This is a genomic window from Algibacter luteus (assembly GCF_900141715.1).
GTDB classification, from domain to species: domain Bacteria; phylum Bacteroidota; class Bacteroidia; order Flavobacteriales; family Flavobacteriaceae; genus Arenitalea; species Arenitalea lutea.
On sequence record NZ_FQYK01000004.1, the window covers coordinates 220,304 to 236,474 of the forward strand.

Sequence of the window (16,171 nt, forward strand, 5' to 3'; positions counted from 1 at the left end):
CTAAGGTAGTCAGAATTTTAAAACAATAATCCCCAAATTTGTACCATATTAAAACCCACAAATCATGAAATTAGCAATAGTAACAGCATATCCACCAAGTAAGGTAACATTAAACGAATATGCATACCATTTAGTAAAGCAGTTTAGACAAAAAGAAGCTGTAACCGAATTAATCTTGTTAACAGACAAGACTGAAGATGCCAAAGATTTAGAATTTACAGAAGCAGGTTGTAAAATAACGGTTAAAGAATGCTGGTCTTTTAATAGCTATAAAAACATATTAAGTGTTACAAAAGCAATTAACGTTACAAAACCAGATTCAGTTCTATTTAATTTACAATTTATGAAGTTTGGTGATAAAAAAATAGCTGCTGCATTAGGCCTAATGTTGCCTTTGGTTTGTAAACTAAAGCGTATTCCAAATATTGTTTTATTACATAATATTTTAGAAGAAGTAGATTTAGGAAGTGCTGGTTTTACTAGTAATAAGTTGATGCAAAAAATTTACGGATTTATTGGATCTACCTTAACAAGATTGATTTTACAGGCCGATACGGTTGCAGTTACAATGCAAAAATACGTTGATATATTAGAAAAGAAATACCATGCGAAAAACGTAAAATTAATTCCTCATGGAACTTTTGAAGTAACAGATGTATTACCAGAATATAATTTACCTAAAGGACCATTACAAGTGATGACTTTTGGAAAATTTGGAACGTATAAGAAAGTAGAAGGGATGATTGAAGCGGTTGAAAAAGTTAGAGCAAAAACTGGTTTAGATTTAGAAGTTGTTATTGCAGGAACCGATAATCCGAATGTTCCTGGATATTTAGCTCAAGTTCAAGAAGATTACAAACACGTTCCTCAAGTAAGGTTTACAGGTTATGTTGAAGAATACGAAGTGCCAATTTTATTTAAAGAAAGTGCTGTAGTCGTATTTCCATATACATCAACAACAGGAAGTTCTGGAGTTTTACACCAAGCCGGAAGTTATGGTAAAGCAGTAGTGATGCCAGACTTAGGAGATTTAGCTTTATTGGTTAAAGATGAAGGTTATAGAGGTGAGTTTTTTGAGCCTACATCTGTAGATAGTTTAGCCGATGCCATTGAAGCTATTGTAACTAATGATGCTTATCGAGTGGAATTAGGAAAAACAAATTACGAAGCTGCAACAGCTTACCCAATGGAAAAAATTGCAGAAATGTACTTAAATACGTTTTATGATATTATCGTAAAAAAATCAAAGCTTAGCGGAAACATTAGGAAGGAAGCTATTCTTTAGAAATATATTGGAATGCAGGCTTTGGTTCTCCATTTTGGTTAATAAATCCAAAATGTTGTTGAGCTCTTTTTCTCCAAGGAAGTCTTCCAACAACTTCGGTTGGTATATCCTTAAAATCATATAAAGTCCAGGACATAAATTGCATCTTATTTACTGCAAGTATGTTCTGGATTTTTTTGTGGTACTCGGCTTGATCTTCTTCAGTATAGCCTAAAGGATTCCATAGTCCGCGATAAGAAGACAATCCATATTCTTGAAGCACAAGAGGTTTATCTTTTATTTCTGTTTTCATCGTTTTGATTGCTTCGTCTAATTTATCAAGGTCTTCATAATAATGAAACGACACAAAATCAACTTTTTCTTTAAGTAAGGTTGCACTTTGTGTGTTAGACCAACCTATGGTTATAGGATGTTTGTCATCTACAGATTTCACTAAATCAATCATATTATCCAACCAAGCGATAACGATGTCTTGCCCACGAGAATCAAAATCTAAATTGGGTTCATTTTTAATATCCCAAGCCAACAAAGCGTTATGGTCTTTTAATGCATTTACAATGGTTTCAGCATGTCGATGGTCTAAAGTCCAATTCATTAAGGAATAGTCTCCATAGAAATCAAATAGAGTTATAACTACTTTTAAGTTATGTTTATCAGCAACATCCAAAGTTTGCCTTAGTTTAGTTATCATTTCTGGTTTCACTCTGGCTTTACCAAAATCTTCGTATTGAACAAAAATTCGAATAGAATTTAGTCCAGCATCTTTAATAATTTTAAAGTCTTTAGATATCGTATCAGTTGAAAATGTATCTCCAAAAGTATTCCATGGTGTAGCTTGCGGATAGTAATTAATACCTTTTATATTTAAACTATCAGTAGCTATTATTTTTTGTTCTGGATTATAAATGGCATTATCTTCTTTTACCATATGCCTTATACGCCAAAAACCATCTTCCAGTAAAAATATTATTTTGTATGTTGATGTTTCAGTTGTTTCTAAAACTAAAGCATCCGCTTTAAAAACGCGTTTATATTCTACCACATTTCTATCGGTAACTACAGCAAGTTGTCCGTCTTCACTATAAAATTCTAGAGTTGGGTTGTGACTTAAAGTTGTTGCTTCAATTGTTGTTTTTTCAGTCTTATTTAAAGCAATAAAACTGTATAAATTTTCTCTTGAGCTGTCTGTATAGTAATCTTTAATTCCTGCAATTTTATTGGTTTTATAGGCAATCTGTTTTACATACCAAGCATCCAAGTAATCGTTTTGTAGTGCACTTAGGTTTTGCGCATCCATGATTCTGCCTTCATTATCTAGAGGCTCCCAAACAATTTTTGGTAAATACTGTTCTATTTTTTGTATTTCAGTATGTAGCATTTTACTTCTATCGGCTCCAGTATTTAAATAACTAAAAATGCCACTAAGCGCTGAAACTATTAATCCTATTAGCACAACATAAGAGGCTATTAATATGGCACGCATGATATTTTTATTTAGCCCTACCATAGTTTTTTGTTTTTAAATTCTTTTGTTAAACCGGCAGTTTCTATGCTAAAACTATAGGTGCCATTATCAAATATGGCTGGTTTTAGTTTGAAATGGACATATCCATTAAAAGACGTTTTTGTTAGAGTTGTAACAAATGTATTTCCTTTATAAATATTAAGTTTTACATGCAAGCCATCAGGAATCATTTGCTGCATAAAACTTTGTAAAGGGCCAATAGTTATTTCGCGATTATTTTCAGAAAAAGTAACTTCAAAATCTTCAATAACTTGAACATAGTCCAGTGAAATACTATTACTTTCAGACATGCCGTCTACATAAGCTTTTATTTTCCAACTGTCAGCATAATCAGGATGAATCATTTTTGAGGTTGCAACCCCAGCCAACGTTAAACCTGTTGTTTTGAGTATATTTCCTTTTGAATTTGTAATGAAAAATGTCACGAAGGTGCCATCACTTACTATATTTTTATGTTGATCTTTTATAACCGACGTGGTGAATGTTGTAATTTGATTGCCATCTGCATAACCATGTGATCTCGTGGCTGAAATTGAAAAATTAGTTGGGATTGCTGCCGATACATTTATGGTGAATTCTTTTGAATTGGTGCCCAAACTTTCAGATGACACTAGCATTCTTCCAGTCTCTTTTTTCGAATTAATATTTCTATAGGCGATTAAGTTTTTGGTAAATATGTCGTGCGTTTCTTCATAATCTAAAAACTGATTTTTCGCAGTTACTAAAGTATTTGTAGGCACGGGATTATCTAATGAATCGGTAGGTACAACTACAAGCATTGTATAATCTGCACCTCCTGATTCTATACTGGGCGGACCGATATAAGTTTCCATAGTAGCAACTTCTGCTTTAGGAGTTATGTTTATTTTTCCGGTAATTGAATGTTCATCATTAAGTAATTTCCAATTTAAAACACCAATTTTTATAGAGATGTTTTCTGGAATTTGGTATTCAAGAGTTCCACTTTCATTATGTGGTGAAATTAATGTAGAGCCATAGCTATTAGAGCAATAGAGTAGAGGTTTGATTTCGCCTTGACTCGAAAATTTTAATACAATTCGACTCCCAACTTCAAAATTGGTTTGAGTGGTTATTAGTTTAATGTCTGAATCTTTTTCACCATTTTGTACTATTGTGAAAGATGATAACAATATTAAACTTATTACGAATATGTAGTTTTGTTTAAACTTCATTAAAATGGGCTTCCTATATAGGTGTTAATTTCAATTTTCATATAACTAAAATAGGGGTGCTCTATTGCTTGCAATTCCGAATTAGTATGATTAATTATTCTATTTGGGACTATTTTATTTGAAATGTTTTCGTTTGGTAAACCATTAACAAAAATATTTTTCATGCTTTCATTTATGATATCTACTTGACCTTTATTTAAAATTTGGTATGTAAAATCTTGTTTACGCTGCTGCCGTACACCTTCTTTTACAAATAAATGATCTACCCAAACCATGTTTTTATTCACATCATAATACGTAACTAAAAGTTGCGGGATGGTTATTTCTTGTATGCCACTATTAAAAAGCTTGCCATTTAAAATATCACCTTGAATATTAACATCGCTCAATACCACATTTTTATATAAATCGGAACCTGAAACATTTCCAGCTAATTGTAAATTGAATTTTGTAGGTTGTTCTTCAAATTCGATTGGTGTAAATTCATCTGGATTAAACGTGTCAGGAATAGAATCTTGAGTTTTAGACCAGGCAATACCTTCAAAATTAATTCTGAAACTACTAGATTCTTTAGGCATTAATTTGTGTTTTACATGATATTTGGCGTTAAAAGTTGCCAGTTGCTTGTTATCATCGTTGTACAATGTACCTTTCAATATAACATCTGCAGGAACATTATCTATGTTTTGTACTTCACCAATAATTGCATAACTACCATCGAATTTTACCAATTTAGCTGAAACGACCTCTAAAACGGGTTGCTTTAGTATATCTTCATGATGGGTTTGTTCAGTAGTTATGCGCCGTCTACCTTGGTTAAAATATTTAGTAACGTTATTTGAATAAAGCTGATCTGGTGGCAAATCGTTATTTAAATCGTCTGCTTGTAAATACCATTTGCCGTTAATTTTAGAAAGTGATTTGAAATCAACTTTCTCAATTTTTTCAAGTGGCGTAATCCAATGTGTAGTAACTTTAGCAGATACGGTACTATCGTTGTATTTTGTGATTTCAGAACCAATAGAATCCATTTTAGCATAACTACTTAGTAAACCGTCCGTTACAGATATCTCTAACATATACTGTGCAATTGGTATATTACTAGTAGGGTCAATCAAACTATGGGCTTTTTCAAATTCTTTGAAATCAAGAGCGTCATAATAAGCTACTATGGCGTTTTCTGGACTGCGCTGTGTATCATTTTTTAGATAGAATAAATAAATGCCATAAAAAACTACAACCGCTAGAAATAAAGACCAAACATGTGTGATTCTTAAAACATTTTTATTAAACTTATTATAAGTGGTTGGGAATTTTAAAAAGTCTGGTATAGGCTTTATTCGTGTTTTTAACATATTAACCCAAAGCATTTGTATATTTAAAATAAATGCAATTATAACGGTTAAAAAAGGCATTATGCCCCAGTGAATTTTTAACCATTTTGCCACATCTTCTTTAGGTAATATCGAAGATAATGGTGGGATGTTAAGGCGTTCCCAAACCATAATACCGTTTTCCAATTGCCTTAAGCGTTGCCAACCACTAAAATAAAGTATCGGATCGTAAAACTTGTCGTTAGAAAATATATACTTCAAATTGTATTTTTCAGGAGTGGTTAAAAACTGTTGCAAAGACCCGATTCCAGCAACACCTTGAAATTTAGAATTCTCTAAACGTTCTATAGGTCTCGTTGTTAATTCAGGTAATCTTCTTGCCGAATGGTAGTTTCCATCAACAGTCATAGCATTAGTTTGTGCACTTAACCAAGCCATTTGGTCGCCAAAACCAAGTGTTAAAAATCGCCATTTATCATGATCATCTTGATTTAAGAAATTTACAATAGGCAACATTTTTATTTTTTGAGGTTGCGATGGTCTAAAATATCCCAAGCTCATAGTGAAAATCACCATAAACACAAACAATCCTGCTAGAATGCCACCTATAATACGATGATAAATTGCTCCGAATTTATTTTGAATAAGTTCTTTTAAATCACCTTCAACAAAGCGATAGGCGAATTCACCTAATAATGGAAGTGATAAAATAGAGGCCCAAAGCGTAAATCGATCTAAAGTAAGAATATTAAAAGCTGTTTCTCCTAACATTTTAAGAGGCACGGGAGTAGTTCCGCCAGTTCCTAAAATAGTACAAATGGTTATGGATAGACCAAAAAACAAATAACGCTTACTGTAATAGCGATAAAAAATGTACGGCAATAGCACCAATAAAATGCCCCATGGAATTAAAAAGAATACTAAACCTGATGATGTTATTTCTAAAAAGTTATCGCGAGAACCATGTGGTATTGGTACCTGTGTTATTGGGTTTGCTTTAGAATTTAACCAATACGGAAAAATACATCCAATAATTAATACTAAAGATAAAAGCCCAAAACTAACGATACGTTTAAACAATTTAAAAAAGCTACCTAGAAACACTTTAAAAGTAACCTCTTTCATGGAATTAACTTGCTCTCTTGAAACATCCATTAAAACCATTCCAATTAGAGGAAAGATAAAAAATATCATTCCGAAAATGGGTGTAACATGGTGCGAAGTAACGGTAACTGAAATTAAAGATAAAGCGGTAGCCAAGTACCATTTTTTACCTGTTTTTAACCATAAATAAATTTCTGGTAAGGCATGCATTAAAACGGATACACCTACAATACTAGGTAGTTGCCCAAAAATATGAAGCGTTTCAACAAATGAAGATGAAAATACTGCCAAAATCGCAGCATAACCTGCAACGGTTTTACTCGAGGTCATCATCAAAGAAAACCGATATACGCCTGTAATAAATAAAACAATGGCAATGATCGCGACACTAAACATTCCAAATTTTAAACCACCTATATAAGATAGTAATCCAATGCTTTGGTGCACTAATGGCGGATAACTTTGTACAGTAAAGCCTGTGTACCATTCATAATTCCACGGTTCAAACCAACTGTTGGCATAATGATCGGCAAAAAATAAGTGAATTAAAGCATCATAGGTTGTTTCTAGTGTGAAAAATATCGAACTACCATGAAACAATAGTCCTAATAATAGTGCAGAAATTAAGTATTTATTTGAGGTTTCTTTCATTAATTACTTGAACGGTAAAAGCTACAGGGTAAAGATAAATAATTTAATTACTTCTCATTTTTTTATTTATCTACACAAATCTACCATCCGTCTACAGTTACTTATGGGTTAAACTAAATAAAAATTTTAAAACAACCTTCAAATGTACTTTTGTCCTGTAATTATTAAATATAATAATAAAAATCAATTATCATGAAAATATTAGCAATTGACGATCAACAATTAGTTTTATTACCATTACAGAAAAGACTAAGCGATTTAGGCTATACGGTAAGAATTGAAACAGATGCCAACGAAGGAATTTCTACATATAATTCTTTTAACCCAGACCTTGTAATAGTAGATATTAATATGCCAGGTGTTTCAGGTTTAGAAATTGTAAAGTATATAAGAAACTCTAAAAATGCCGATACGGCCGTTATGGTACTATCTGGTAACACTCAAGATGATGTTATTACTGAAGGTTTTGAATTAGGAATTAACGATTACATGAAAAAACCTTTGAGTTTAAACGAAATTAGTGCTCGTGTTAAGCGATTAATTGGTATACCTGAAGGAAACAACACGGTAGAAAACAGTAATGTAATGATACAAGAACGTTGTGTTGGAGTCGTAATTCCTTGTTATAATGAAGAAGAAAGACTTTTAAGCAAAGAATTTATTGATTATATAGATGAGAATTCTGGTTACCATTTGTGTTTTGTTAATGATGGAAGTAAAGATAAAACTCTTGAAGTTTTAAATAATTTACAAAAAGGAAGAGAAGATTTTATTACAGTTTACGATTGTGAAAAAAATGGAGGTAAGGCCGAAGCAGTGCGTCTAGGCATGTTACACATGGCTCAAAAAGAAGATTTAGATTATATAGGTTTCCTTGATGCCGATTTATCTACTGATTTAGCTGATTTTGATGATTTAGTTAAAACAATACAAACTTCTGATTTTAAAATAGTTAGTGGGTCTAGAATTTCTAGAATGGGAGCCAATATTACTAAAGAATCTGCTCGTAAAATTATTAGTATGACCATTAATTTTATCATCAGAAAAATATTGAAAATGGATTTTAAAGACACGCAATGTGGTGCTAAAATTTTTAGTAAAGATGTTATAAAAATTGCTTTTGGTGAAAAGTTTGTAACTCAATGGATATTTGATGTTGAAATCTTTAAAAGAATGAGTATTCACTACGGATTAAAAAGAGCCAAAGAATTTTTATGTGAGCAGCCATTAAAAAGATGGATACATGCTGATGGATCTAAATTATCAATGAAAGATTCAATAAAAATTGTTATGCAACTTGGTCAAATCGCATGGGTTTATAGAAGCAAAAAATCCAACAAAAAATCTGCAGATCAAATGGAATTAAAAGTAGCTTAATAATCTATAACATTACTCTCTCCCTAATGAAAATAGGCGTTATAATAGTATTTCATAACAATGAAAATGATATTGACACAAGCTTTTTTATCGAGCATTTAAACCGAGCAAAATACCTTGAGTTATGTTTAGTAAATAACGCAAGTACTGATAAAACATATAAATTGCTTGATGAGATTAAAGAAATGTGCGAGAAAAAAGTATCTGTAGTCGATGTAAAAAAATTTAAATCAGACCATGCAGCTATAAGATCTGGAGCTAGATTTATGTTTAATCAACACAACCTCAATCATGTTGGATATGTTGATGCTAATAAATTAAATAGCAAGTTTCTAAGCATTAGTAAATTGATTGAAGTGATAAGTCAAAACCAAGATATCATTGTAAAGTATAATATTGAAGTTTTAGATAAAAAAGAAATGAAACAAACTTTGTTTCAAAGTGTATTCTCTATTGTTGAATACCTAGAAAAATTAAAAAAGGACAACCAACTATTAAATTATAGTTTGAGTTAATTAAAAATTAAGATTATGAAAGTTTATCCAATAAAATTTAGCCCTATTTTAAAGGAAAAAATATGGGGAGGTAATAAATTAAATAAAGTTTTAGGAAAACCATCGATAGGTGATAATGTTGGCGAAAGCTGGGAGATTTCAGATGTAAACGGAAATGTATCTGTTGTAAATAATGGTTTTTATAAGGGACAAAATTTAAAAGAATTATTAACCGAGCATAAACATAATTTTGTTGGGAAAAACAATTTTGAAAACTTCGGAACGAATTTCCCATTACTTATTAAGTTTTTAGATGCAAAAACAGATCTTTCTGTGCAAGTGCATCCGGACGATAAAATGGCGAAAAAATACCATGACTCTTTTGGTAAAACAGAAATGTGGTATATCATGGATAGTGATGCTAATGCTAATATTGTTTTAGGATTGAAAGATAAAAACACAAATCCTAAAATGTTAAACCACATTACTGCCGAAAATGTTGAATCTATTTTTAATAGAGAACAAGTTAAAAAAGGTGACAGCTATTTTATTCCTGCTGGAAAAATTCATGCTATTGGTGCTGGTGTGTTAGCAGCTGAAATTCAACAAACTTCTGATATCACTTATCGTGTTTACGATTGGGATAGGGAAGATACTCATGGTAAAAAACGCGAATTACATACCAAATTGGCAGAAAAAGCGACAAAACAATTTGATTCAAGTGGTAAGTCTAATTATACCATAAACCAAGATAATACAGCTAATTTGGCGAGTTGTGAATACTTTACAACCAATATTTTAGATATTAATAGTGTCCAAGAAAAATGCTATAGTCATTTAGATTCATTTATTATTTTTATGTGTGTTGAAGGATCAGCAAGTATTTCTGTTGATGGACATACTGAAATCGTTAACACAGGAGAAACTATTCTTTTACCTGCAAAAGCAGAAAAGGTTGTTTTTAATACGAATAACGCTAAGTTACTCGAGGTATATGTGAGCTAATAAAACAGTTTAAAACGATTTGTTTCACTCATAAAATCATGATTATCAAATGGTCTTCTAGAAGTAGTGAGAATATTAAATACTAACTAATATTATGAGTATTTAAGACCCAATATTTTTTTATAATGAGTATTTTTATTTAGTATCTTTAATAAAAATACTGTATGCAATTTCCATTTAAAGTAGAACTTGTAAAGTTTTCTACAATCACAGAGTTACCAAATGCTTGGAATGATACTGATTACAAAGCATTACTTGAAATTATGGACTATGGCGATGTTTCAGATATTTCACCTAATGAATTAAAAGAAACCTGCTTAATATTACTTTCTGAAAATGAACCAGAAGAAGCTGCTCAAATTATTCTAAAATATGTTTTTCAAGAGCGTTTAAGTTCAGGACAGATTAGTAACCTGTCAAACGAAATGCAAGATGAGAAGATGTGGGAGGAATATGCAGATGTAGCATTTCATGAATTATTCTTCAATGCTACTCAATTGTTATATGAAACCTACAACGGTAAATTTCCACATCCAGAAGCAGTTCAATTTAAAGTTAAAGTAACTGCAAAAAACAAAGAAGATTTATTAGTTTTTAATTCCCAAACCGAAGTTCCTTTAATGAGGTTGTTGGTTAAAGGTATGCCAAAAAACACTTTAATTAATCGATTATATGATGAACAATTGGAAGAAGGTGTATTTCAAGAGGCTAAGGATATTATTTGGCAATTAGAAAAAGTACCGATCGATAATAATACCATAATATTTTCAGTGATATCTTCTGCATATTGGTTTAAAGACATGAAATATGTTGAAGATTTTGAGGCGGTAACCTTTTTTGATTTCGATTAAATGTTATTTCAATCTAGAATCTTTTTTAATTATTCAAACTAAATATTTAACATTTTAAAACGTCTATTGTTAGACTTTTGTACGTAAATAGCCGATGCGTTAAATGAGAATTACTAAAAACTTTAACACATTAACAAACAACTATTTAAATACATTTGTATAACTTATTTTAATTCGAAATTATTAAATGAAAAACAGATTTTTTTTCTTATTCATTTTTTTGTCTATTAACTTTTCATTGTTTAGTCAAAAAGGCTTACCAATAAAAGTTAATGATTCTAAAATAAAGCCATTAATGTCTTTTACTAATAAAAACTTGCAAGTTAATTTAGAAAAAGAACTGAATGGAAACCCAGAATGGAAACGTTTAATTGCTAATAAAAAAATGGCTGTTGGGGTTGTAGATTTAAGCAATCCTAATATGGTTAAATATGCCAGCGTAAATGGAAATCATATGATGTACGCTGCTAGTTTACCTAAAATTGCAATTCTATTAGCAGCCATGGATGCTATAGAGAAAGGTGAATTAAAGGAAACCCAAACGGTTAAAAATGATATGCGCATAATGATTAGTAAATCTAATAATGCGGCCTCTACAAGAATGATTGACAGAGTGGGTTATGACAAGATTGAAAGTGTTATGACCGACCCAAAATATATGTTTTATGACGAAGATCGCGGTGGTGGTCTTTGGGTAGGAAAACGTTATGGCGGCGGAGGAAACACTAACAGAGAGCCTCTTAAAAATTTAAGTCATGCCGCAAGTGTCAACCAGGTTTGTCGATACTACTATTTATTAGCTCATGGTAAATTGGTTAATGAAAAACGCTCTAAGCAAATGCTAGAAATCATGGCAGATCCAGACTTACACCATAAATTTGTAAGTACTATTGAGAAAATTGCTCCAAACGCAACTTTATTTAGAAAATCGGGCTCTTGGAAAACCTATCATTCAGATTCTATTTTAGTTTGGGGAAATGATCCAAGTAGAAGATATATACTGGTTGCATTAATAGATGATTCTAATGGCGAACAAATTATTAGAAGTTTAGTTAAACCTATAGAGAAGGCATTAAAAGCAAAAGCAGTTCCTAGCAAATCAAACACTAAAGGACGCTAAAAACAGAGGTTTTTAGTTTAAGCAATTGACTTGTAATAAATATAAGAATAAGCATATTTTATAAAAGCAATGTGTTAATTTTGTGTCATCATGATACACTCTATAATGATGACACAAAATTTTATTAATGTAATTGAATAAAGCACCACATGCCAATTGTTGACACGATTAAAAGTTACATCCTTAAAATTTTTGATTTAAAAGAAGAAGAGCTAACTAAAACGCTTTTACTTCAATTAAATATTTTTATAATTATCACAACGCTTTTAATTATAAAGCCAACAGTTAATTCGTTGTTTCTCTCAGAACTTACTTCAGATGCATTACCATTAGGATATGTACTAACTGCTATATTGGCTATTATTGGTTATCATTTTTATGACAAGGCCTTAGAGAAATACGCATTAAACATTATCATAGATCGAACCATTATTGGGTCTGTTCTTTCACTTATTTTATTTGCTGCGGCCTTTAATTTTAATCTCGCCAATGGTTTTCTGCTCTATATTCCTTATGTATGGGTGGCCATTTTTGGTTTATTAACAGCATCTCAATTTTGGATTTTAGCAAACCTTGTTTATAACGTTAGGGAGGCTAAGCGCGTTTTCGGTTTTATTGGAGCGGGTGCTATAGCAGGTGGTATTTTTGGCGGTTATTTAACCTCTTTGCTAACTAATTTTTTAGAAACAGAAGATTTATTGTTTGTCGCCGCATTACTTTTAGCAGGTTGCATTCCAATTACACGATACATCTGGAAACATGAGGTTATTAAATTAAATCCTTACCAAGTATCATTAAGAACAAATCCTAAAGGCGAATCCCCAATAAAGCTTATTAAACAATCAAAACTATTAAGCTTTATTGCAGTTGTTATTGGGATAAGCGTTTTAATAGCCAAATTGGTAGATTATCAATACAGTGATTATGCATCAAAACTAATTTCAGATCAAGAAGAACTAACTTCATTTTTTGGATTTTGGTTTTCAACACTTAGCGTAATTTCCTTATTAATTCAATTGTTTTTAACAAAGCGCATTGTAGGAACTTTTGGAGTAGGTAAGTCGTTATTATGGTTACCTTCTGGCATATTAATAGGCTCTGTTTTATTGCTTATAATTCCTCAATTATGGGTTGTTGTATTCATCAAAATTGTAGATGGCAGTTTAAAACAGTCTGTTAATAAAGCAGCTACTGAATTATTGTCAATCCCTATTCCTATTGAAATAAAAAAGAAAACAAAAACATTTACCGATGTTGTGATTGACAGTATCGCTACAGGTTTAGCTGGTTTGATATTAATATTTTTTATTAACGGATTAGATATTTCTTCAACTTATATAAGCCTTATAATTATAGTTTTAATCTCTTTTTGGCTTTATTTTATCTATCACTTAAGATTAGAATATATTGTGGCATTTAAGGGCTTTTTAGATGAAAAATCTCAAGTAAAAAAAGAAAAAAACGTTAAGGAAGAAATAAAAGTAACCTCAATTGTTGATACCGTAAAACGGGTATTAAATACAGGCAATGAGAATCAAATTGTTCATATGCTTCAAAAAACTTTAGAAGTTAAAGACGAACGTTTCTTCCTTCCCATTAAGAATCTTTTAAATCATCAATCGTCAAAAGTTAAGTTTTTGGCAATTGAAAACTTATACTTTTTAAGAACCGAGAATTTATGTGATACGATTGGTAAAATGGTCTATGAGGATAACCAAGAGGTTACTACGTCCGCATTCCGTTACTTACTTAAACACAACAAGAATAATACGGTTGATTTGTTTAAAAAATATTTAGATAGTTCAGATAGAACCATAAAAAATGCTGCATTAATTGGCCTTTCGCAGGAGTTAAGAAATAATATAATCCTTCAAAACAAATTTAGCTTAGAACAACATATTGAAAATGCTTTAATCGAATATAATAAGACTTCTGACGAAAACGAAAAGAAACATAGTATGGAAGCCATACTTCAGGCTATTGGTCATGCTCGATTTGAGCGCTATTATAATGTTTTAAAAGTTGAGTTAAATTCAAAGAATCTAGAGATTTTAAATAAGGCCATTTATTCGGCTTCAAAAACTTTAGATAGTCAGTTTATTAAACCTATTGTTTCTCATTTATCAGGAAAAGAAACTAGAAAACAATCCATTGAAGCGCTTTATTTTTACGGCGAACCTATTATTGATGCTATTTACGATTTAATTAAAAATGAAACTATAGATCAAGAAGATGCAACTATAGCTCTTGCCGTAATAGAGAAATTTGCTTCTCAAAAAGCGGTAAGTAAATTAATTAAGTTAACAGAAAAAACTGAGCACAATATAAAAATTGAGGCTATAGAAGCTTTAAAACGCCTAAAATGGAAACATCCTGATCTTATCATTAAAGATCGTTTTATAGTTGACAAAATATTAGATGAATGCCACTTATATCAAAATACATTATCAGTTATTCACACTCAAATAGTAATTCAATACAAAAAGAAAAGTCTGAATTCAGAAACACAAGAAAATCAAGCTCGTAAAGCTTTAATTAATTTGTTGGAGCAGCGTTTAGATCGTCAATTACAACGAATTTTTCAGTTTTTAGGGATTAAATATCCGCCACAAGATGTTGATCCTATATTTAATATCATACTAAATGGTAAAGAAGAACAGCGCTTACATGCCATTGAATTTTTAGATAATATTTTAGACAAACAACTTAAAAAAGAACTAATACCGGTTGCCGAATCTGTTTTGTACGAAACGAATACTGAAGAAAAAATTAAAAAGCTTAATGTAAAAATAATGAGTGAAACAGAATGTTATAACGAATTATTGAAACGTAAAGATTCCAAACTTAAACTCGCGGTTTTGTATCTTATTGAGCAATCTAAAAATCCTCAGTTTAACCCGCTTTTAGAAATGGTTATTCAAAGCGATTCCAACGAAAAGATAATACAACGCGCAAAAGAAATTATGGCTATTTCCTAATGACTTTATCAATACTTGCCGCCAACATCATATGATCTGTTGCAGAGTTTTTCCTTAACACATTGGTCATTAAAACAACAATATAATTGCAATTATCAGGATGCTCCACAATCGCAACCGAATTCATGAAGTTTGAAACATTACCCATGTATTTGCCGCAGGCTTCTCCTTTACTTCTATCACATTTATACAAACTCCCAGATTTAAAATAAACAGCTGCTTCTTTCAAAACAGGAGATTGTGCGTAGCGAATACGTCTATCTGTCATATACATTAAACGTTTCATTTCTAAGCTAGATGCAGTATCAACAACATTACCTTGTTCCAATTGTATTAAAAATTTCATTAAGCCTTGCGTGGTTCCAATGCTTCCGCCTTTATCACCCACATAGGTGTTGGCGCCTCTAGTAAAAAAACTACCTAATCGCCATTCATCATGGGTTATCCCAAGTTCTCGCAATGGTAAATTCACAACATCATTGCCAATATCTGTTAGTTCTTTCTTAGGTGTCGTTTTAAAATAAACGAGGGCTTCTTCCTCTGTAAGATCTGGATATTTTTCACCAAAAGCTTGCATCAAAAGTACTTCGCGCCAAAGAATACTTGCGGCACCATTATTACTGACTGACATCATATGGTCTGCCCATTCAAAAAGCGTAAACACATCACTAGCTATAACTTGACGTTTTACCAATTTTTTGGTATCAATATTGAAAATAGGTACGGTATGTTCATCGGTTAAGCCCCAAACGCCTGCTTTTACAGATTTATTTCTAAGCAAGTCTATGCGTTTTTCAAAATCATTGGGATATATTTTAGCCAATTGATTGAATAACCCAACTAAAACGGCAATTTTCCCGACACTTCCTGGTTGATAACCAGCTGTTTGATTACGGTGCGCATAGCGTACATGATTAATATCTGAAATATCTAAAACCGAAAGTGAATAGCTTCTATCTAAACCTTTAAATAAATTATTGATGTCTTTTTGGAAATCTTCATCCACCTTCAAATAGCAATGCACACTGTCGTTCTTTTTTGGAAGTAACTTTAACTCAATATCCATATAAGATTTGAGCGCCCCAGGAAGTAGTTTAGTGCCATCATTAATTTCACCACTTTTTATAAGTTCTAAGCGCTTTAAACGTTTTATTCCGGTGTGTTCATAACCATCAATAGGGTAGTAGTGTAAGGTTGTGAACGCTGTACAAAAAAACAGGATGCTTAGAATGAATGCAATTTTTTTCATTTGTT

At 31.4% G+C, this 16,171-nt stretch carries 11 protein-coding genes; 7 read left to right on the forward strand and 4 right to left on the reverse strand.

Annotated elements, in window-relative coordinates:
- The first annotated feature begins 64 nt into the window (after window positions 1-64).
- Complete coding sequence (locus BUA46_RS09440) at window positions 65-1,285, forward strand: glycosyltransferase (RefSeq protein ID WP_019386504.1); 1,221 nt, start codon at window positions 65-67, stop codon at window positions 1,283-1,285.
- On the opposite strand, the gene BUA46_RS09445 is transcribed toward BUA46_RS09440, so the two are convergent.
- The 3 genes from BUA46_RS09445 to BUA46_RS09455 are packed head-to-tail and all read right to left on the reverse strand — an operon-like array spanning window position 1,275 to window position 7,092.
- A complete protein-coding gene (locus BUA46_RS09445; protein WP_019386503.1) occupies window positions 1,275-2,792 on the reverse strand; it encodes a glycoside hydrolase family 2 TIM barrel-domain containing protein in 1,518 nt (505 codons plus the stop codon). The genes BUA46_RS09440 and BUA46_RS09445 overlap by 11 nt on opposite strands.
- On the reverse strand, window positions 2,786-4,003 hold the full coding sequence (locus tag BUA46_RS09450; RefSeq protein ID WP_019386502.1) for a hypothetical protein: 1,218 nt from the start codon (window positions 4,001-4,003) through the stop codon (window positions 2,786-2,788). The genes BUA46_RS09445 and BUA46_RS09450 overlap by 7 nt, the downstream gene beginning before the upstream one ends.
- A complete protein-coding gene (locus tag BUA46_RS09455; RefSeq protein ID WP_019386501.1) occupies window positions 4,003-7,092 on the reverse strand; it encodes a membrane protein in 3,090 nt (1,029 codons plus the stop codon). The genes BUA46_RS09450 and BUA46_RS09455 overlap by 1 nt, the downstream gene beginning before the upstream one ends.
- A gap of 192 nt (window positions 7,093-7,284) precedes the next feature.
- On the opposite strand from BUA46_RS09455, the gene BUA46_RS09460 reads away from it, so the two are divergent.
- From BUA46_RS09460 to BUA46_RS09485, 6 genes are all read left to right on the forward strand, one after another.
- Window positions 7,285-8,469 carry a response regulator gene (locus BUA46_RS09460; RefSeq protein ID WP_019386500.1) on the forward strand — a complete coding sequence of 395 codons (1,185 nt, stop codon included), beginning with the start codon at window positions 7,285-7,287 and terminating at the stop codon, window positions 8,467-8,469.
- A gap of 26 nt (window positions 8,470-8,495) precedes the next feature.
- Window positions 8,496-8,984 (forward strand): glycosyltransferase, encoded by a 489-nt coding sequence (locus tag BUA46_RS09465; RefSeq protein ID WP_019386499.1) that lies wholly within the window; start codon window positions 8,496-8,498, stop codon window positions 8,982-8,984.
- Between the two features lie 15 nt (window positions 8,985-8,999).
- Complete coding sequence (locus tag BUA46_RS09470) at window positions 9,000-9,968, forward strand: type I phosphomannose isomerase catalytic subunit (RefSeq protein ID WP_019386498.1); 969 nt, start codon at window positions 9,000-9,002, stop codon at window positions 9,966-9,968.
- Window positions 9,969-10,132: 164 nt separating this feature from the next.
- Entirely contained in the window at window positions 10,133-10,819 is a 687-nt protein-coding gene (locus BUA46_RS09475) for a hypothetical protein (protein ID WP_019386497.1), read from the forward strand.
- Between the two features lie 187 nt (window positions 10,820-11,006).
- Complete coding sequence (locus BUA46_RS09480; protein WP_019386496.1) at window positions 11,007-11,939, forward strand: serine hydrolase; 933 nt, start codon at window positions 11,007-11,009, stop codon at window positions 11,937-11,939.
- A 149-nt stretch (window positions 11,940-12,088) separates the two neighbouring features.
- Window positions 12,089-14,917 carry an Npt1/Npt2 family nucleotide transporter gene (locus tag BUA46_RS09485; RefSeq protein ID WP_019386495.1) on the forward strand — a complete coding sequence of 943 codons (2,829 nt, stop codon included), beginning with the start codon at window positions 12,089-12,091 and terminating at the stop codon, window positions 14,915-14,917.
- Here the strand turns inward: BUA46_RS09485 and BUA46_RS09490 are convergent.
- On the reverse strand, window positions 14,907-16,166 hold the full coding sequence (locus tag BUA46_RS09490) for a serine hydrolase (RefSeq protein WP_019386494.1): 1,260 nt from the start codon (window positions 16,164-16,166) through the stop codon (window positions 14,907-14,909). The genes BUA46_RS09485 and BUA46_RS09490 overlap by 11 nt on opposite strands.
- Window positions 16,167-16,171 lie beyond the last annotated feature (5 nt).

Coding starts and splice junctions, on each gene's coding strand:
- BUA46_RS09440 (WP_019386504.1), top strand. CDS start 65: ATGAAATTAGCAATAGTAACAGCATATCCACCAAGTAAGGTAACATTA.
- BUA46_RS09445 (WP_019386503.1), bottom strand. CDS start 2,792: ATGGTAGGGCTAAATAAAAATATCATGCGTGCCATATTAATAGCCTCT.
- BUA46_RS09450 (WP_019386502.1), bottom strand. CDS start 4,003: ATGAAGTTTAAACAAAACTACATATTCGTAATAAGTTTAATATTGTTA.
- BUA46_RS09455 (WP_019386501.1), bottom strand. CDS start 7,092: ATGAAAGAAACCTCAAATAAATACTTAATTTCTGCACTATTATTAGGA.
- BUA46_RS09460 (WP_019386500.1), top strand. CDS start 7,285: ATGAAAATATTAGCAATTGACGATCAACAATTAGTTTTATTACCATTA.
- BUA46_RS09465 (WP_019386499.1), top strand. CDS start 8,496: ATGAAAATAGGCGTTATAATAGTATTTCATAACAATGAAAATGATATT.
- BUA46_RS09470 (WP_019386498.1), top strand. CDS start 9,000: ATGAAAGTTTATCCAATAAAATTTAGCCCTATTTTAAAGGAAAAAATA.
- BUA46_RS09475 (WP_019386497.1), top strand. CDS start 10,133: ATGCAATTTCCATTTAAAGTAGAACTTGTAAAGTTTTCTACAATCACA.
- BUA46_RS09480 (WP_019386496.1), top strand. CDS start 11,007: ATGAAAAACAGATTTTTTTTCTTATTCATTTTTTTGTCTATTAACTTT.
- BUA46_RS09485 (WP_019386495.1), top strand. CDS start 12,089: ATGCCAATTGTTGACACGATTAAAAGTTACATCCTTAAAATTTTTGAT.
- BUA46_RS09490 (WP_019386494.1), bottom strand. CDS start 16,166: ATGAAAAAAATTGCATTCATTCTAAGCATCCTGTTTTTTTGTACAGCG.